Origin of the sequence: Enterococcus sp. 1001283B150225_161107_E12, assembly GCF_015556925.1 — a bacterium.
In the GTDB taxonomy this organism is placed as follows: domain Bacteria; phylum Bacillota; class Bacilli; order Lactobacillales; family Enterococcaceae; genus Enterococcus_B; species Enterococcus_B mundtii.
Window position 1 is genome coordinate 1 of sequence record NZ_JADNNI010000011.1, and the last position, 19,049, is coordinate 19,049.

Genomic DNA, 19,049 nt, shown 5'->3' on the forward strand with positions numbered 1-19,049 from the left:
TGTGTTCCTTAAATTCAAAAATATGCAAAAAAAGTGGGACGATAATCAGCTTTTCTTCTGATTATTGTCCCACTCTCTTCATTCATTTTATGCAAGGCACATCGACCAGCAGTTAACTTCTACGATACTCAAGCAACTGTTTCAATTGCTGGATTTGTCGCTGTAATTCGCTCCCTTTTGTCGTATCACGATTTAATTTTCGTGGCAACTGTTGATCAATGACCTTTTTCACTTCTGCCAAGCCATTGGCTGTTTCAAATTGTTCCTCGATGCCTAGAAATGGATAGTGGGTCACGATTTGAAAGCCATAAGAGTTACATAGCAACGAATACCCTGCAATACCTGTTGTTCGTTGATAGGCCTTTGATAAACCACCGTCAATCACGAAAACTGTTCCGTCTGCTTTGATTGGGGATTCCCCTTTTTTCACTTTGACTGGTGTATGTCCATTGATGATCACTGAACCATAAACCGGTACACCGAACTCACGCCTTACTTTTTGACTCAACCATTCTTTGTCTCGTAATCGATAGTAAGCATTGCTGACTTCCACATGCGTTTCTTTTTCTGCTAAATAATAACGCTCAAACGTCGCCATCTTACTTTTACCAAACAACGGCGAGTAAGGCCCACTCCATGCATACCAAATCAAATCAGTCGCTAAGTCTTCTTTTTTCTTTAGTGATTTAGCACTTTCACGAATCTGTTCTTCAAAGAATGCCATCAATTGCTTCCCTTGATACGTCTCACTCCCAAGTTTAAAACTTAGAAACTCACCATGTTCATCTACTGGCATACAGCCATGAAACAAGATACTTTGGTTCGTGACAAGATACATCCTACCTTTTTCTAAAAGGAAATCCATATGTTTTTGCATTCGGAGTGAATGTTGAAAAGAATACAGCAACATATCGATCACTCGTCGTTCGTCTGCCGATAAACGATCCGGTTCCTGCGTAGAAATCGTCTGAAAACATGGGTGATGGATCGTATACTTTTGACCATCCAGAAATAACTCATTTTTTTCATAATCGATATTCGCTAAGATATCCCGATCCGCCATCTCAAATTCCGGTCGTCGTTTCAGTAATTGGGATTCTAGTTTGAACTGCATGATCGCAAGCGCCTGATGGATCTTCTCCATCTCTTCTCTCTCGCGTTCTGTCGCGTCTTGGCTATTCTTAGGTGTAAACAAAGGGTTTGTCTGATAAGTTTCTGTCGCAAACGAACAAAGGGAACGCAGATTCAACGCGTATTCTTTTTCCAACTCGAATAAATAATTATACCGCGCAGCGATACGCAATAAGGTCAACAAACAAGTTTCCGAGCCACAATACGCCCCAAGCCATAAAATATCATGATTGCCCCATTGGATATCGATTGAATGGATCTCCATCAAGCGGTCCATCACTTTGGCGGCTTGTGTCCCCCGATCAAAGATGTCTCCGACTACGTGGACATGATCGATCACCATTCGTTGAATCGTCTGCGCTAACTTTTTTAAAAAGCGCTCTTCTTCATTCATCTCAAGCAACTGATCAACGATTTTACTCACATAAGATTTTTTCCCTTGCACACGATCATCAACATACAATAATTCCTCAATGATATAACTATATTCTTTAGGTAAGGCTTTTCTTACTTTTGATCTCGTATACTTGACAGAAGTGAATCGCAGCAACTCAATCAATTGATGGATCAACGTTGTTTTGTCTTGTTTCTTGTACCAGTCAGTCGCTAATGCGTATTCCGGATAGGCAACAAAAATCGTTAATCGCTTGATCTCTTCTTCACTTAAACATTCTTGAAATAAATCTTTGATTTTCTCTCGTAGATTCCCTGAACCATTTCTCAATATATGATCAAATGCTAGAAACTCGCCATGGATATCACTTAAAAATAATTCGGTTCCTTTTGGTAGTTGTAGAATTGCTTCTAAGTTGATGATCTCCGTAATGACTTCTTCTTTTGTTGGGAATTTTTCTGACAATAATTCTAAATATTGATCCATCCAAACGCCTCCAAAATTGGTATACCTAAAATTATAGGACACACAATGGATATTTACAACAAAATTACTTTATCTATTCGAAAATAGGTACATATATAATCGTGAATTTTTTAAATCAAACAAAAGCGCTCTAGGTATACGACCAAAAGCAACTCTTATGAAAATAAGCCGAGACACCCAAAATTTGAAGAACAATTTTCGGGTGTCTCGGCTTATTTCTCAGAGTTGAATATTTCTGTGACAACTTCAACCTTTATTTCTTTTTGCGTTCATTTCTCATGATTGAAATTGATTGTTTCAATGACGTCCAAATACCACCTTCACTGTAAACAAGCACGTTTGATTTGTACATATTTGCGGACATGAACATCAATACGAATGTGATGATCACTAAGACGACCAAAGAAATCAATGCGCCACTCATTTCAACTGTTTCATTTGCCAAGCGGATCGGCATGATATATGAAGATAGGAACGGTATATATGAAGTGATGCGGATCACGATATTATTCGGATCAGATGCACCAAGGATCAATCCTAACATATAACCCCCTAAAGAAAGGTACGTCACTGGTAAAATCGCTTTTGCTGTATCTTCGGCTTTGTTGACCAATGAGCCACATAAGGCAGCTAATACCGCGTAGATCAAAATACCAAAGAACATAAATAGTAAAGAGTACCATAAGAATGGGCCGAAAATACTATCTAAAGAAATCCCATCCAGTACACTTTTAACGATTTCCATATCTTTGAACTGATTGAATCCTATTGCAAAGATGATGCCATATAAAGCCATTTGAGTGACTGCCACTAGCAGTACCCCTGTCAATTTTCCATAAAAATGTTTTTGTGCAGTGGTACTAGACAAAATCACTTCCATGATTCTTGTCCCTTTTTCTGAAGCAATCTCTTGTGCAATGATCTGTGCATACGTCAAGATGATGATGAATAGAATGATTGTTGCAACATAACTGACCGCATATTGAACAGCTGAGTTATCTTCTCCTATCGTCATTTCACCATTTGCATCAAAACTGACTTTTTGTCTTGAAAATGCAGCGGGTTGACTTAATGCAGCCACTTCTTCTGGAGAGATCCCTAAACTACTTGCCCGCATCATCGACTGTAAGCCAGTCAACTGCTGTTGGATCAACAGTTGCGTTGCTTGGCCTAATGAGTTTTCACTAAATAATTCTCCGGATACTTCTCCATTATCTGTCGTGACTACCATGTACGCATCGATCTTTTCGTCAGATAACTTACTTTTGGCTTCATCCTCCGATGAAAAAGCTTCAAAGTGGAAATCCCCCATATCGGATTGACTCAAATAATCAGTGATTTGTTGGTCTTCAGCAATGACACCGATTTTATCTGTTTCACTGTTTTGTTGAGCAAAATTACCTGCTAAGTAAATCACACCCATCAAAACAAACGGCACTAGTATCATAATAATAAAAGAAATCGATTTGACATTTTTCAAATAGACATCTTTCGTGATGATCCAAAACTTACTCATGTAGCTCACCTGCTTTCATCTTGAAGATTTCTTCTAAAGTAGGCGGTTGTTGATTGAACATTGGAATATAGCCAAATTGCGTCGCGCGAGTAAAGATCTCTTTCCCTACATCTGGATGATCCAATGTGATTTCCAACGATTGATCCTCACGAAGAATCACTTTTTGGACCCCGTCGATTTCCTCTATTTCTTGCTGTGATAATCCAGACTCTAAAAATAGCTTTGTTCGTCCAAATGCTTCTCGAATCTCGTGGACTTTCCCATCTAGTACCATCTCCCCATTTCGAAGCATGATCAAGTGGTCACAAATCTTTTCAACATTATCCATGTTGTGACTAGAAAAAATGACACATGAGCCATTTTTCTTCAATTCGATGATCCCGTCTTTAAGTAGCTCAGCATTCACTGGGTCCAACCCACTAAAAGGCTCGTCTAAAATAATCAACTTAGGTTCGTGGATCAGTGTTGCAATCAGTTGTACCTTTTGTTGATTTCCTTTTGACAAGGACTTAACTTTATCTGTTTTTTTCCCTTTTACTTGAAATTTCTCCATCCAAAAATCGATCTTAGGTTCAATTTCTTTTTTCGTTTTTCCACGTAATGCAGCAAAATAGATCAACTGTTCTTGGATCGATACCTTGGGATAAAGCCCTCGTTCTTCAGGTAAATACCCAATGATATCATAATCTTTTTCACTCAAATGATGACCGTTCCATAGCACTTCGCCTTGATCTTGCGTCAAAAAATCTAAAATCAAGCGAAAAGTCGTTGTTTTTCCTGCACCGTTTTGCCCAATCAATCCCATGATTTTTCCATCAGGTATTTGAAAAGAAACATGATCAACAGCTGTATAACTGCCAAACGTCTTAACCAAATCCTTTACCTCTAGCATTTTCTCACTCCTTCATCCTAAATTCCTCTATCCTTTACTGTACGATATAAAAATAACTTATATATAAAAACTTATGTTATTGTTTTTTATTGTACATATAAAAATGATAGGACAGTTTACAGGTTTTGTAAAGCGCCCTCAGTTCAATTTTTATGCAGTTTATCGAAAACATTTTGTGCGACATTTTTTGGTAGACCAATTTCTTGTAACTCCTCAATTGACGCAGCGGTGATGTTTTTTAACGATTTGAACTCTTTCAACAACATTTTTTTTCGTTTTGGCCCTAACCCTTCAATCTCATCTAAGCGCGAAGCAAAACTATTTTTACTACGTAATTGGCGATGAAACGTGATTGCAAAGCGATGGACTTCGTCTTGGATACGTTGCAATAAAAAGAATTCTGGTGAATTTCGTTCAAGCGGAACAACTTCTAATTCATTCCCAAATAACAACTCATTGGTTTTATGCTTATCATTCTTCGCCATTCCAGCGACTGGGATATCGATACCTAATTGATTTTCTAATACATCCTTTGCTACATCGACTTGCCCTTTCCCCCCATCGATCAAAATCAGATCAGGCAATGGCAGTTCTTCTCGTATCACACGTGCATAGCGGCGGTAGATGACTTCTCGCATCGAAGCATAGTCGTCCGGTCCAACGACCGTTTTGATTTTATATTTACGGTATTCTTTTTTTGCTGGTTTTCCATCGATGAACACCACCATCGCTGCTACTGGATCGGTCCCCATGATATTAGAGTTATCAAAAGACTCGATCCGGATAGGTGCTGGGATGTTCATTGCATTACCAAGGCGCTCGATCGCTCCGATCGTTCGTTCTTGTTTCCTAACGATCAAATCAAAGCGTTCGTTCAATGCCACCCTTGCATTTTTATTGGCTAGTTCAACTAACTTTTTCTTCTCACCACGTTTGGGCTGGATGACCTTTGTCGCTAACAACGCCTCAACACTCGGTTGGTCGATCGTATCAGGGATTACCACTTCTTTTGGAATGAAATGTTCATTTTCTTGATAAAACTGCCCGATGTATGTTAAGAAATCCTCTTCTGCTTCATTGTAAAAAGGAATGATCGATACATCTCGTTCAATCAGTTTTCCTTGACGTACAAAGAATACTTGGACACACATCCAGCCTTTATCAATGGCATAACCAAACACATCTCGATCAATCAAATCAGTGTTTGTCATTTTTTGTCTTGTCATGATCGTTTCGATGGCTCTGATTTGATCACGATACTCTGCTGCTTTTTCAAATTCCATATTTTCTGCGGCCTTGGCCATTTTTTCTTGGATCTCGGCTTCGATCGTCTCATGACCACCATTCAAAAAGCGTTTGACTTCATTCACGATACTTGTATATTCCGCTGGATCTACATCAAAATAGTAGGGACATAAACATTGTCCTAAATGATAATAAAGACAAGGTTCTTTTGTCTGACTCGGTTTACATTTCCGTAAAGGGAATAAACGATCTAAAATTTTTTTTGTTTCATTCGCAGCCCCAACATCGGGGTAAGGCCCAAAATAAAAGGCTTTGTCTTTTAATACTTTACGAGTGATCACTAAACGAGGATATTTTTCGTTCGTGATCTTTAAAAAAGGATAAGTTTTATCATCCTTTAACATAATATTGTATTTTGGATCATTCTTTTTGATCAGATTGATTTCTAGCAGTAACGCTTCAATGTTAGATTCTGTCACAATGTATTCAAAGTCCTCGATCTCACTGACTAATCGCTCCGTTTTCGTGTTATGGCTTCCAGTAAAATAGGAACGCACGCGATTTTTCAAGACTTTGGCTTTTCCTACATAAATGATCGTACCGTTTTTGTCTTTCATCAAATAGCAGCCAGGCTGATCAGGAAGTAATGCAAGTTTATTTTTTATTCGTTCATTCATGGTGACTGCTCCTTTATATTTCTGATATCGCTATTATAACAGAGGTTGAGATAGAAGTATCAAGCGAAGAGACACAAGAAAAATTTTGCGTAGCTTATCGTATAAATTTTTAAGTATCCTGTACGCTAACAAAAGATTCTATTCTCTTCATTTATGGCTTTTTTGTTCCACGTCTCCGTTCAGTTTTATGACTCGATTAGTCGCAAAAAAACCGAGACAGCAATCCATATGATTGTTGTCTCAGTCTGATGTGTTAGTTACTTATCTTATAAGTGTTGGGCAATCATTTGACGTAATTGATCTTTTGATTGAACACCGATGGCTTTTTCTACTACTTCGCCGTCTTTTTTCAAAAGTAATGTTGGAATACTCATGATCCCAAATTGTTGTGGTGTTTCAGGATTTTCATCAACATCCATCTTCACGATTCTGAATTCGTCTTCGTCATATTCTTCTTCTAACTGGTCTAAAATTGGCGCTTGCATTCGACAAGGTCCACACCAAGTTGCCCAAAAGTCGATTAAAACTAACCCTTTATCTGTTTCTTCGTTGAATGTTGCATCTGTAATTACTTGAGCCATATCAAAGACCTCCATTTATTAGTCTACTCTAAGTATAGCACTATTGGTGCCTAGATTCGAGCTATTTGCTTACCTTTAGTAAGTTTTATTTAAATTTAACAATTGTCGCACCATTGCCCCCTTGATTTCCTGGAGCAAAATCGAAGCTCTTGACACTACGATGATTTTTTAAATAATCGGTGATTCCGGTTCTTAGTGCGCCTGTGCCTTTTCCATGAACGATCGTCACTTGAGGGTAGCCAGCCAAAATTGCCGCATCTAAATATAGATCGACTTCATTTAATGCTTCTTCATAACGCTTCCCTCGAAGATCCAGCTGGTTGGAGACGGTGGAATGAGCATCTGAGCGAACCGTATGGATCACTCGTTGTTGTGGTTCTTTTTGGGGAGCAATCGGTGTTAATTCACTTTCCGAAACGTTCATCTTCAGGATACCGATCTCCACTTGCCATTGGTTGCCATTTTTGCGCAACAATGTTCCACGCTGCCCATAAGTCGTCACGAGTACTTCGTCACCTGGTTTCAATGTTTTCTGTTCTTTCGCTTTTTTCAAGACCTTATTTTTCTTTAATTGTTCTTCTTGATGCAAGTTGGCTAACTGTGATTTTGCATCGATCAATTGATGCTCTTTGACCGTACCCTGCCCCACTTGTTTTTGTAAGTTGCGAATATCTGCAATGATTTTTTCTGCCTTTTCTTCTGCTTCAGAAACAAGTGCGTTGGCTTTTTGTTTGGCTTTCGCCATTTCTTGTTCACGCTCTTCAAAGAAGTAGCTATAAGCTTCTTTCAAATCATTGTACAGACGTTGCGCTTCATCGACATAATGACGCATCTCTAAATACTCTGTTTCTGCCATTTTTCGACGATTCTCTAAATCAGTGATCATTTCATTCAAGTCTTGACTTTCATCGTTCATCAATTGCTTGGCTTCATCAATGACTTGGTTGTCTAATCCTAAACGACTTGAAATCTCAAAGGCATTACTTCTACCCGGCACGCCGATCAACAAGCGGTAAGTTGGGCTAAGAGTGTCAACGTTGAACTCCATACTCGCATTGATGGTATTCGAGCGATTGTAGCCATAGACTTTCAATTCAGGATAATGTGTTGTTGCCATCACATAGGCAGATTTCTTTCCGAGATCATCTAAAATAGCAATTGCTAGCGCTGCTCCTTCTTGAGGATCAGTCCCCGCACCTAGCTCGTCAAATAAAACCAAGCTTTTTTCATTGACTTTGGAAAGGATATCCACGGTATTTGTCATATGTGAGGAGAACGTCGATAAACTTTGCTCAATCGATTGTTCATCTCCGATATCAGCAAAAATATCTTCAAAGATCCCGATCTGACTTTCTTCATCCGCCGGGATCGGTAACCCTGCTTGCCCCATCAATTGCAATAAGCCCAGTGTTTTCAACGTGATAGTTTTCCCACCAGTATTTGGTCCGGTAATGACGATCGCTTGATAGTTTTCCCCAATCGAAATATCATTTGGGACGACTTTTTCTTGATCGATCAATGGGTGTCTGGCTTGCTTCAAATCAACGATGTTTTCTGTACTGATCGTCGGTACGATTGCCTTTAGTTCTTTCCCAAAGCGTGCTTTCGCATTCATCAAGTCCATTTTTCCAATGACATACGCATTGTGGATGATTTCTTGGCGATGAGGAACTAACTCCGCCGACAACTCACTTAGAATACGTTGGATCTCATTGCGTTCGGCAATTTGATATTGACGCAAGCGATTGTTCAACTCCACGACTTGTTTTGGTTCAACGAATAGTGTTTGTCCCGAAGAACTTTGATCATGGACGACTCCGCCAAACACACCACGATATTCTTGTTTTACTGGAATAACATAGCGGTCGTTTCTCATCGTAATGATGGCATCGCTTAGGTATTTGGCATTTTTCCCACGAACGATCCCATCTAATTGTTCTCTAACTGCTTGTTCACTTCTACGGATATTATGACGGATCGTCTTCAACTCTGGAGAGGCATCATCCGTCACTCGTCCATCATCATCGATTGCTTCTTTCAAACGACGACTCAAGGATGGGATAGCAACTAATTGATCTGTCCAAAAATAAAGACGCGCAAACTCAATCTCGCTATCTGCTAAATCATCAATAAAACGTCGCAACTCACTAGTAGTTGATAGGACACGGGAAACCTGTGCTAGCTCGACCCCATTAAGATCCGCACCGATTTCGATGCGTTTCATATGCGGACGGATATTCTCTAATTTGGGGATTGGGATACCGCCACGCAATCGTTGGACTTTTAGACCATCTTCTGTTTCTTCCAACCAATATCTGATCGTCTCTGCTTCATTCACTGGCACAAGCTGGGCTAATTCTTCTTGCCCTTGTGCTGTGATCACAAACTGTCGTACTTGTTGTTTTACTTTTTCAAACTCTAATGTTTCTAGAATGCGTTTGTTCATTTTTTTCACCTTACTTTCACTAAAAAGAGGCCGATAGATGGCTAAGCAGTCTTCAAGACTAACCAACATCTTCATAGCCTCTGTCATTGACAAGAAATCATTTCTTACTTAGTTAATCACTTGTGTCACCCATAGATCATACATTTTATTTGCTAAAATAGGTGTTCGTTCAACCATAAATGTTGCAAGATTATTGCCACTAAATTGGTTTTGGATAAATCCCACCGGAATAAACGTCAGTAAACGTAAAACTAGAACCAAGGAAATATAGGTGATGATCACGGATAAAATCCCGCCAGCCACCCAGTCTAATTGCTTTAGTACAGGAATAAACGTCAACCCATGAGCGAATACCCCAATGAATCGTGTGACTAGCCAACCAATAAATAAAATGATCAAGAAAGCCACCCCTGCATAAAATGCTTCATCTAATTTAAATGAAAAAGCTTGATCAAAAAAAACTAAGTTAGAATTGGCTGTTACCGCAGGATAAGGAATATATAATTGCAGATGATTGGCTAATGTTTTGTAATAGGTTTGTGCTGCTAGAAATGAGACAAAATAGCCAACCAGATAAATCCCCTGTAGCGCAAAACCACGACTGGCTCCAGAAAAAAATGCAATCAGCAAAATAAATAAAATCAAAAGACTAAGCATACATTCTTCCTTTCTCTTCTATAATAATATCAATTTGAAGATCTTTGTTTGATTTGACCTTTTCGTTTTTCATTTAGAATCTGTTGTGCTTCCACATGATTTTTGATCTCATGGTCACTTCCATTTTCTTTCAATACTGCTCGTGCTTCGTTTTCAATCGCTTCGATTCGTTTGATCCGATTTTCCATTTCTGTGAATCTCACCATTTTTTGTTTCAGTTCTGTGACTTCTTTTATTAAATTCAAATTTTTTTCCTGTCTTTTCAATTGATCGGAAAATGCATTGACTGCTAATAAAATAGCTGCTTGTTCATTGTCTAATTGAGGGGACAATTCTTTCAGTTCAGCTAATTGTTCATTGATTAATTTTGTGACCATATCCATATGCTGTTTTGATTCTTGCCCGATAATAGTATACGTTTGGTCCGCAATCACCGCTTTATAGCGTGTTTTTTCATGTGCCATATGAATCTGTCTCCTCCTATTGCCAAAAATATTAACTAGTGTACCATATAGTTAAGCAATTAACCGTACACGAAAAACTTCATTATAAATACTTTACTATTATATGATAAACTTTGCAAAAATGCTATGTGTGCATTGATTTCAAATCAGCTGGATCTAGTCAAATACAACTTTTCTTACGACTGGATCGCAACAGGAGGAAAACATGAGTAACATTATCTTAAAAGTAACGACAAATCAAATGAATAAGATGAAAGAGGCGTATCGCCCATTTCTAGTACAAAAACCGATTCCATATACTCTTTTTTCAGCAAAAAAAAATGGCACAACGATCACTGCCTATACTTCTGGAAAAGTGATGTTTCAAGGCACCGGCGCCGAACAAGAAGCAGCGAAATGGGGAAATCCACTTACAGCAAAAAAAGCGACACAAACTAATTCTTCTTCCTTACCCAAAGATCTACAAACACTATCTGTTTTAGGGAGTGACGAAGTCGGCAACGGTAGTTACTTTGGCCCACTGACTGTTTGTGCTGCCTATGTCGATCAAACACAATTGAAAGAATTACGCACGTTAGGCGTCAAAGATTCAAAAGAATTAAAAGATGGACAAATCATTCAATTAGCCAAAGTATTAAAGGAAACGATCCCATATCAATTACTGGTCTTGCCACCAAAAAAATACAATGAGATCCAACCTACGTATAATGCAGTGAGAATGAAGGTCGCTTTACACAATCAAGCTATCCACTTATTGTTACAAAAAATAGCACCAGTCAAGCCGGATGCTATTTTGATCGACCAGTTCACACCGGAAGCCAACTTTAAAAAATACGCGCGTTTAGAAAAAAATCAACTCACCGAAAAACTCTACTTTGTTACAAAAGGTGAACAATATCATTTAGCTGTTGCTGCCGCTTCGATCATTAGTCGCGCAAGCTTTTTAGAAGAGTTGGACAAAGAATCTGCTGAACTTGGTCTCACGCTTCCTTCTGGTGCAGGTACAAAATCCGACCAAGTCGCTGCAATGATTTTAAAAAAAGGTGGCGAAGCCTTGTTAGCAAACTATGCAAAATTGCATTTTGCGAACACAGAAAAAGCCAAAAAATTAGTCAACTAACTATTAGTTTTAGCTTGTTCCACTTTTCTTTAAGTTCGATTTAAGTTTTGTTGTTTATCCTCATGTTCAAGAGGTGAAAACGATGAAAAAAATGCGAATTATTATTTTTTTATGTATAATCGGGATCATTGCCCTTTTCAAATTTGGTCTTAGCAATCAAGAAACAAATGCGAGACAACAGACAAGTAACAGTGTCTCTAGCATCATACCAACCACTGATTCTTCTTCAGAGACCCTCATAAAAATCGGAAAAGAAGATGCCACATTGTATGCAGATTCGTCATTAAGTGAACCGCTTATTTCCGTCAATGCTGGTGAACTGGCTACGCTTCTTTCAACTACAGCCAACGCCTACAAAATTACCACGAATGATGGTGAAACGGGCTATTTATCACTTACGGACGGCTCATCACTGACTCGCTCGACACAAGAGCTACCGAGTGACCTATCAGAAGCGGTGATCGTATTAGACCCAGGACACGGAGGCGACGATACAGGCGCGCTTAGCACAGATGGACATACAGAAGAAAAAACAGTGACACTCGCTGCCGCAAAACAGTTACAAACGAGTTTAGAAGCCGCTGGCGCAACGGTTTATTTGACACATGAAACAGATGACTACATTTCTTTAGATGACATCTGTTCATTTAGCGAAGAAAAAGCCGCTGACCTTTTTATCAGCTTACATGCTGATTCGACTGAATCGCCCAATGAAGCAACTGGTACCACCACTTATTATTATTACAATAGAGACCAACGTCTAGCGGAAACTGTTTCTGATGAACTGGCGGATCTGCCCATTACATCTCGTGGAACTGCTACAGGGAACTATCAGGTGTTAAGAGAAAACCTTCAGCCATCCCTCTTGATCGAAATGGGCTATATGAATAATGACGAAGATTTAGCTATATTGGCTACCGTTAACTATCAACAACAGTTGGCGCAATCGATCACACAAGCGCTACTCACTTATTTCAATCAGTAATTTTTTTCTAGACGCAAGAACCTCGTTAGGTATTGATGTTTCATCAAGCCCAACGAGGTTCTTCAATTTCATCAGCAACCAGTTGTCAGTAAATGGTCACCCCTGAATCTGTTTATATTTAAACGATCTAATTGATCAATTCCCATGGTCCCCATTGTTGAGTTCCAGGTTCATCGCCTTGTGTCCACCATTTTGCCTGATACGTATTGCCTAGATGAGTGACTCTATCTCCCATAAGATAGACTGTTCCTGAATCCCATGCCGCATATCCAGGCACACTGTCTTCCAAGGTTTGAACGATCACTGATTGACTAGCAGCCGAAACATTGCTTGACGCATCGAATGCTTTGACAGTATACGTATACTCTGTATCAGGTGTTAATCCCGTATCTGTAAATGTTGGTGTTCTTGGTTGTCCGACTAATTGTCCATCACGGTAAACATAGTAACCTGCTACTCGCTGATTATCGGTCGAAGCCATCCAGTTCAATGTCACTTCTGTTGCAGTGATCGTTGTCGCTGCAACATTTGTTGGAATCGACGGTGCCTCAACATCTGATGGGTCTGGCTCTTCTGTACCAAAGATCACTTGGTGATTGATTTCAATGCCTTCAGTCCCAATTCGTTGACTTAAAGTGATCGTATCAATATGATCAATCAAAACCTGTGACGTATCAGATTGTAATCGGAAATCATAAGAAGCTCCTGGAGCAAGTTCTCTGCCATCATAAACGGAAGATAGATCAACTGTCACTGTGCCATTATCCATAGAAACAGTTCCAGCTTTATAGTTTCCTGCACTTAATGTTTCATTGCTATTCAAGTCGATCGTAAATTTAGGCAACTTGACTGTTTTCTGTGCAGCCTCAACAGCGCTTAATACAGTAGATGATTCTGTCAATGTTTCATTATTTGTCACTGTGATTTCGTACCCGCTTACATTATTCTCTGTATAAGGGGTGATATCCACAGAGATGTCTAATGGTGTACTAACGATTTCGTGCTGCGGTAATGGCGTATTCCCAAATAATCCTTCTTTGATCGCGTTCGTCAGTTCGTCACGTTTTGTACTTGTCGTTTCCTTGTCTTGTGATTGCATCCAAGAAATCACACCGCCTAATTGTTCTTCCTGTACATATTGTGTTTTATAACCGATCGAGCGTACGTTATCAAAACTGAAAAATTCGCCAGTTTCTGTACTATACATGTAAGGGGCCTTCGCTACATCATCCCAGTATTCAGTCAATCCACTCGTTGCACTGATCAAATCTGGAATATTTCGATAAGGCCAGACACCACCGGCTCTACCACCATCCCCTACAACTAATGGACTTTTATTTTTTGCCCCGTATGTTGCCGATAGGTCAGCATTTCGATTACTCTGTTCAGCCGTTTGGAACAATCCCGGTAGTAACGGATTATTGCCTTCTGCTACTTCATGCCAACCACGAGTATAAAAAGCTGCCCCAATCACGATTTTTTCAGCTGGCGCACCTTCATTCCTTAAAAACTGAACCGTTTGATCTACCGAAAGTCCTTGGTCATAATTAGGATCAGCAGGATTCCCATAAAGCGCTGTATGATGTCCACTGCGGTCTCCCCAACCACCGTTCATATCATAGGTCATGATATTTGCAAAATCAACAACTTCAAATAAACCATCAATGTCTATCCCTGAAGATAATTTACTTTGAGATGCAGGCAGCGCAACTGATAATTCATAGGTCTTGCCTAGTTCTTCGCCTTGTTCATCAATCGACTCACGAATCTCATTTAGCAAAATGATATAGTTTTCTTTATCTTCAGGTACTGCATATGGCGTTCCTTCATCATTGACATTATCTACCAAGTCAGGTTGTCGAACATCTGCAGGATACTCCCAATCGACATCAACAAAATCCATATTCGTATATTTGATGAATCGGGTGACGTTTTCCACTAGATTTTGTCGTTTCACTGGATCAGCCGCTACTTCAGAAAAATCACCTGATTTAGACCAGCCCCCCAAAGAGACCCCAATTTTCATATTGGGATTTTTCCCACGTAGATCTTGGATCGCATTCAAGATACCCGAGCTTGCTGAATTCCATTGAACCCCTGTTTGTCCTACAGGCGCACCAACAGCAGCATCCGTATCTGTAAATTCTAAATCGCCATTACTATCAAAATCTAAAAAGGCAAAATTCAAATGAGTGATTTGATCAGCTGGAATATCTTTAGGATAGAAATTTCCTTCTCCACCCCAAATCGACCAATCGCCATAGTACATGACATTGCGATAAGGCGCGACCTGAGTTTCCCGCACCTCTTCAGCATGAACCTCTGGTGACTCATTAAATGCTGGTAAAGTCATTGAAACAATCGAAGAAAATAACAAAGCAACTAAACTAATACTCTTAATTCTTTTCATATCAATCTCATCTCCTTTTTTTTATCAGTTTATTTACGGAAAAACAAGCGCGCCCAAATCACAGGTTAAAAAGTTATTTTATCACTCCTCTAAAATTAGAAATCAACTAAAATCCAATTAGAAATGTCTTACAAATATGAATTTAACATTTATTTATTTTTAATGCAAATAATTGGAACCGATTACACCTATCGCTTTTCAAGTTATTTTTAAGCCATATGATTTTGTTTATTTTTTAACTAACATGTTTTTTTCGGTAAATTTGAGTAAATAAGATAAATAACAACGACAGAATAACATTATAAAAAAAGAACAAGGCAAGCTGCCCTGTTCTTTTTTATCTAAATTAACCAATTAATTCCCAAGGACCCCATTGTTCAGTTCCTGGCTCATCACCTTGTGTCCACCATTTCGCACGATAAGTATTTCCTTTATGAGTTACTACATCACCTAAATCATAGACTTTGTTAGCATCCCATTCGCCTTCAGCTGGAGGAGTTGTTTCTTCTAAAGTTGTGACAACTAATGCTTTGCTTTCTTCTGAAACATTTCCTGCTGCATCAAATGCTTTTACTGTATATGAGTATTCCGTATTCGGTGTTAACCCAGCATCAGCAAATGAAGTTGTTGCTGATTGACCAACTTGTTTGCCATCACGGAAAACATAGTATCCTGCGACTGCAACATTGTCAGTTGAACGAGTCCAAGACAATGATACATTTTTCTCACCGATCGTTGAAGCTTTCAAATCTAATGGAATTGAAGGTGCTTCTGTATCTACTGGTGCTTTTTCTAACGTTTTAACAACTAATGCTTTACTTTCTTCTGAAACATTTCCCGCACGGTCAAATGCTTTTACTGTATATGAATATTCTGTATCTGCAGTTAAATCAGCGTCAGTAAATGAAGTTGTTGCTGATTGACCAACTTGTTTGCCATCACGGAAAACGTAGTATCCTGCGACCCCTTTGTCGTCAGTTGATTTTGTCCATGATAGAGAAACGTTTGTTTCACCGATTGTTGAAGCTGTAAGTCCTGTTGGTACTGAAGGTGCTTCTGTATCAGGTGTTCCTGGTTCAGTCGTTGAACCTTCACCAAAAATCACTTGTTTATTGATTTCGATACCTTCGTCCCCAATTCTCTGGCTTAATGTGATTGAGTCGATATTGTCAACAGCGACATCTGCTTCAGCAGCATTTGAACTCAATCTGAACTCATAAGATGCACCTGGTGCGATTTCTTTGCCATCATATACAGAAGACAAATCAACGATTGCAGCGCCATCAACATTTGTTACAGTACCTGCTTTGTAATCGCCAGCGCCAAGCTTTTCATTTGTCGCCATTGGAATCACTAGTTTAGGTAATTTGATTGTTTCTTGTGAAAATTCAACTAATTTCAATACAGAAGAAGTTTCTTCCATTTTTTCATTGTTGGTAATTTTTACGTCGTAACCACTAACGCCATATTGTGTATAAGTTGAGATCTCAACATCCACATTCAATGGTGTGCTCTTGATTTCAAATTCTGGAAGTTTCTCACTACCTAACAATCCTTCTTTGATTGCATTGGTCAACTCATCACGTTTTGTACCAGTTGTTTCTTTGTCTTGTGATTGTTGCCATGAAATGATTCCACCAAGTTGGTTTTCTTTTACATATTCAGCTTTATAAGTCACTGATTTTTCATTTTCGTAAGTAAAGAATTCACCAGTTGTTTCACTGTACATAAATGGTGCTTTCGCTACGTCATCCCAATACTCTTTCAATCCAGATGTATCACCAAGTAACGTTTCAATATCACGGTATGGCCATACACCACTAGCACGTCCACCGTCACCTACTTTTAATGGATTTTTATTTTTCGCTCCATAACTTGGTGTTTGATCGGCATCTTGACTTGATAATTCTGCTTTTTGGAATAATCCCGGTGCCTCTTCATTATCCCCTTTTGCCACTTCGTTCCATCCACGAGTATAGAATGCTGCCCCAATAACGATTTTTTCTGACGCCGCACCTTTCTCACGTAGGTATTCTACTGTTTGATCTACTGAGAAGCCTTCATCATAATTAGGATCAGCCGGATTTCCGTAAAGTGCTGAATGGTGACCACTTGTATCTGACCATGCGCCAGTTAAGTCATACGTCATGATGTTTGCGAAATCGACAACATCAAATAGTCGTTTCACGTCGATACCTGAATCTAATTTACCTTGAGCTGCTGGCAATGCAACAGATAGTTCATATGTTTTCCCTAATTCTTCGCCTTGTTTATCAATTGTTTCGCGAATTTCATCTAATAATTTTATGTAATTTTCTTTATCTTCAGGTTTTGCATTTGGTGTTCCTTCGTCATTTACGTTATCCACTAGATCTGGTTGACGTACATCTGCCGGGAATTCCCAGTCAACATCGACAAAGTCCATATTTGTGTATTTAATGAATTTTGCTACATTATCTACAAGGTTCTTACGTTTCGTAGGGTTTGCTGCTACTTCAGAGAAATCTCCTGATTTAGACCAACCACCTAATGAAACACCAATTTTCATGTTTGGATTTTTTCCACGTAAATCTTGAATCGCATTTAAGATACCAGAACTAGCAGAGTTCCATTGTACGCCCGGTAATCCTACAGGAGCGCCTGTCGCTGCGTCTGCATCAGTAAAGACTAGTTCGCCATCACTATCAAAATCTAAAAAGGCAAAATTCAAGTGAGTCAATTGATCTGCTGGGATATCTTTTGGATAAAAGTTACCTTCGCCGCCCCAAATCGACCAGTCACCATAGTACATTACGTTTCTATAAGTTGCTTGTTGTTCTGTTTGTTGGATTTCTTCTGCATTGACGATAGACAATTCCCCAATTGTCGGAAGCGTCGTTGAGACAACAGAAGAAAATAACATTGCTGCCAACCCAATTTTTTTAACACTTTTCATTTTTAATTCTCCCCTTTTTACACTATTCACTTTTCAAAAAACAATTATGTAACACAATTAACACGAAAATATGTTATTCATTCCCCCTCTATTTCTCTAAAATAGTGAGTTAAACTCAGTGAAGCTTTTGTTGCTAACAGAATATTATCACCTGAAAATGGCTTTTTCAACCGTTTTCCTAAAATTATTTAAAAAACAAATTAAATCACCTTGGTTATTTAACTAATTTATAATCGTTATTATTAAAAATCTTTATATCACTTGCTTTTCACCTCTTTTTCTCAATTGCCTGAAAAATTAAATATCCCTCATTATTTTAATTAAAAAATAACAATCCAAGAAAATATAATAACAAAAAAGTGTAGAGGACAAGAAATTAAATTCATTTTTGTTTCTAATCTAAAAAATCAAATAAACGATGTTCCAGAAGTAACTCCTTCATAAAAAACCGAGAAACCCAAAATTTGAAAAACAATTTTTGGGTTTCTCGGTTTATTTCTCGGAGCTGGACACTTCTGTCACCACCGCATTTAATCAGCTACCACCCCATGAAGGTATAAATCGATCAGTCGTTCCACACTAAATGGGTTTTCAAATGAATTAGAAGATTCGGTGATATATGGTGCTAATAGAAGAAAAAAGTGCTTTGCAGCCATTTCTGTCGTAACATGAGCGCGCATCAAAGATTGATTTGTCGAAAAAATCACTTCAAATGGTTCACGATAACTTTTTTTCCACAAGGTAAAAAGATGATTTCGTGTCTCGGTAGAAAGGTTTGATTTTAAATCATGATGCATCATAAATAGGTCTAAAAGATGGGTATCGATCAGATACTTCGTCATTTTAGTCAAAGATTGTTTAAAATCAAGTTTGTTCTCTTCTAAGATTGCTCTTAAGTCTGTCCCTACAGTACTCAAATGCTCTTCTAAGACTGCACAATATAACTTTTCTTTATCGCTAAAGTAATGATAAAGATTTGGTTGCGTGATTCCAGCATTTTTAGCAATCTCACGTGTTGACGTTCCTTGATAACCTTTTGACATAAACAAACGATTGGCTTCTTTTAAAATTTTCTCTTGTGTATCCTTATTGTATCGATGGACCAACTTT

General features: G+C 38.6%; 13 protein-coding genes. 2 read left to right on the forward strand and 11 right to left on the reverse strand.

Translation table 11 applies throughout. The annotated features are described in order from the left end of the window. Positions 1 to 112: 112 nt before the first annotated feature. The 8 genes from I2F89_RS09490 to zapA all read right to left on the reverse strand — a co-directional run bounded on the left by I2F89_RS09490 (position 113) and on the right by zapA (position 10,489). Positions 113 to 2,011, reverse strand: coding sequence for a fructose-1,6-bisphosphatase (locus I2F89_RS09490; protein ID WP_195514260.1), 1,899 nt, complete (start codon positions 2,009 to 2,011; stop codon positions 113 to 115). 253 nt (positions 2,012 to 2,264) lie between these two features. Beyond that, positions 2,265 to 3,527, reverse strand: coding sequence for an ABC transporter permease (locus I2F89_RS09495; protein WP_071867323.1), 1,263 nt, complete (start codon positions 3,525 to 3,527; stop codon positions 2,265 to 2,267). Further along, a complete protein-coding gene (locus I2F89_RS09500) occupies positions 3,520 to 4,419 on the reverse strand; it encodes an ABC transporter ATP-binding protein (RefSeq protein ID WP_071867322.1) in 900 nt (299 codons plus the stop codon). The genes I2F89_RS09495 and I2F89_RS09500 overlap by 8 nt, the downstream gene beginning before the upstream one ends. Positions 4,420 to 4,562: 143 nt before the next feature. Further along, positions 4,563 to 6,341, reverse strand: coding sequence for an excinuclease ABC subunit UvrC (gene uvrC, locus I2F89_RS09505; protein WP_071867321.1), 1,779 nt, complete (start codon positions 6,339 to 6,341; stop codon positions 4,563 to 4,565). 266 nt (positions 6,342 to 6,607) lie between these two features. Continuing rightward, the gene (trxA, locus tag I2F89_RS09510; protein ID WP_010734835.1) at positions 6,608 to 6,922 is read right to left on the reverse strand and encodes a thioredoxin; all 315 of its coding nucleotides are present in this window, start codon (positions 6,920 to 6,922) and stop codon (positions 6,608 to 6,610) included. An 85-nt stretch (positions 6,923 to 7,007) separates the two neighbouring features. Continuing rightward, positions 7,008 to 9,368, reverse strand: a complete 2,361-nt coding sequence (locus I2F89_RS09515; protein ID WP_019722436.1) for an endonuclease MutS2 — start codon at positions 9,366 to 9,368, stop codon at positions 7,008 to 7,010. Positions 9,369 to 9,476: 108 nt separating this feature from the next. After that, positions 9,477 to 10,025: a CvpA family protein gene (locus tag I2F89_RS09520; RefSeq protein ID WP_071867319.1), complete on the reverse strand. Its 549-nt coding sequence runs from the start codon at positions 10,023 to 10,025 to the stop codon at positions 9,477 to 9,479. Positions 10,026 to 10,054: 29 nt separating this feature from the next. Then, on the reverse strand, positions 10,055 to 10,489 hold the full coding sequence (gene zapA, locus I2F89_RS09525; protein WP_010734832.1) for a cell division protein ZapA: 435 nt from the start codon (positions 10,487 to 10,489) through the stop codon (positions 10,055 to 10,057). Between the two features lie 205 nt (positions 10,490 to 10,694). On the opposite strand from zapA, the gene rnhC reads away from it, so the two are divergent. Together rnhC and I2F89_RS09535 are read left to right on the forward strand one after the other, a co-directional pair. Next, positions 10,695 to 11,609, forward strand: coding sequence for a ribonuclease HIII (rnhC, locus tag I2F89_RS09530; RefSeq protein WP_142433270.1), 915 nt, complete (start codon positions 10,695 to 10,697; stop codon positions 11,607 to 11,609). Positions 11,610 to 11,691: 82 nt separating this feature from the next. Further along, positions 11,692 to 12,594 carry an N-acetylmuramoyl-L-alanine amidase family protein gene (locus I2F89_RS09535; protein WP_195514261.1) on the forward strand — a complete coding sequence of 301 codons (903 nt, stop codon included), beginning with the start codon at positions 11,692 to 11,694 and terminating at the stop codon, positions 12,592 to 12,594. Positions 12,595 to 12,721: 127 nt separating this feature from the next. On the opposite strand, the gene I2F89_RS09540 is transcribed toward I2F89_RS09535, so the two are convergent. From I2F89_RS09540 to I2F89_RS09550, 3 genes are all read right to left on the reverse strand, one after another. Continuing rightward, positions 12,722 to 15,004 (reverse strand): glycosyl hydrolase family 18 protein, encoded by a 2,283-nt coding sequence (locus tag I2F89_RS09540; protein WP_195514262.1) that lies wholly within the window; start codon positions 15,002 to 15,004, stop codon positions 12,722 to 12,724. Between the two features lie 346 nt (positions 15,005 to 15,350). Beyond that, entirely contained in the window at positions 15,351 to 17,939 is a 2,589-nt protein-coding gene (locus tag I2F89_RS09545) for a glycosyl hydrolase family 18 protein (protein ID WP_071867315.1), read from the reverse strand. A 530-nt stretch (positions 17,940 to 18,469) separates the two neighbouring features. Next, complete coding sequence (locus tag I2F89_RS09550) at positions 18,470 to 19,045, reverse strand: TetR/AcrR family transcriptional regulator (RefSeq protein WP_142433267.1); 576 nt, start codon at positions 19,043 to 19,045, stop codon at positions 18,470 to 18,472. Between the last annotated feature and the right edge of the window lie 4 nt (positions 19,046 to 19,049).

Excerpts from the sequence above, each read along its gene's own strand:
- I2F89_RS09495 (WP_071867323.1), bottom strand. The coding sequence starts at position 3,527 with ATGAGTAAGTTTTGGATCATCACGAAAGATGTCTATTTGAAAAATGTC.
- uvrC (WP_071867321.1), bottom strand. The coding sequence starts at position 6,341 with ATGAATGAACGAATAAAAAATAAACTTGCATTACTTCCTGATCAGCCT.
- I2F89_RS09500 (WP_071867322.1), bottom strand. The coding sequence starts at position 4,419 with ATGCTAGAGGTAAAGGATTTGGTTAAGACGTTTGGCAGTTATACAGCT.
- rnhC (WP_142433270.1), top strand. The coding sequence starts at position 10,695 with ATGAGTAACATTATCTTAAAAGTAACGACAAATCAAATGAATAAGATG.
- I2F89_RS09540 (WP_195514262.1), bottom strand. The coding sequence starts at position 15,004 with ATGAAAAGAATTAAGAGTATTAGTTTAGTTGCTTTGTTATTTTCTTCG.
- trxA (WP_010734835.1), bottom strand. The coding sequence starts at position 6,922 with ATGGCTCAAGTAATTACAGATGCAACATTCAACGAAGAAACAGATAAA.
- I2F89_RS09535 (WP_195514261.1), top strand. The coding sequence starts at position 11,692 with ATGAAAAAAATGCGAATTATTATTTTTTTATGTATAATCGGGATCATT.
- I2F89_RS09520 (WP_071867319.1), bottom strand. The coding sequence starts at position 10,025 with ATGCTTAGTCTTTTGATTTTATTTATTTTGCTGATTGCATTTTTTTCT.
- zapA (WP_010734832.1), bottom strand. The coding sequence starts at position 10,489 with ATGGCACATGAAAAAACACGCTATAAAGCGGTGATTGCGGACCAAACG.
- I2F89_RS09515 (WP_019722436.1), bottom strand. The coding sequence starts at position 9,368 with ATGAACAAACGCATTCTAGAAACATTAGAGTTTGAAAAAGTAAAACAA.
- I2F89_RS09490 (WP_195514260.1), bottom strand. The coding sequence starts at position 2,011 with ATGGATCAATATTTAGAATTATTGTCAGAAAAATTCCCAACAAAAGAA.
- I2F89_RS09545 (WP_071867315.1), bottom strand. The coding sequence starts at position 17,939 with ATGAAAAGTGTTAAAAAAATTGGGTTGGCAGCAATGTTATTTTCTTCT.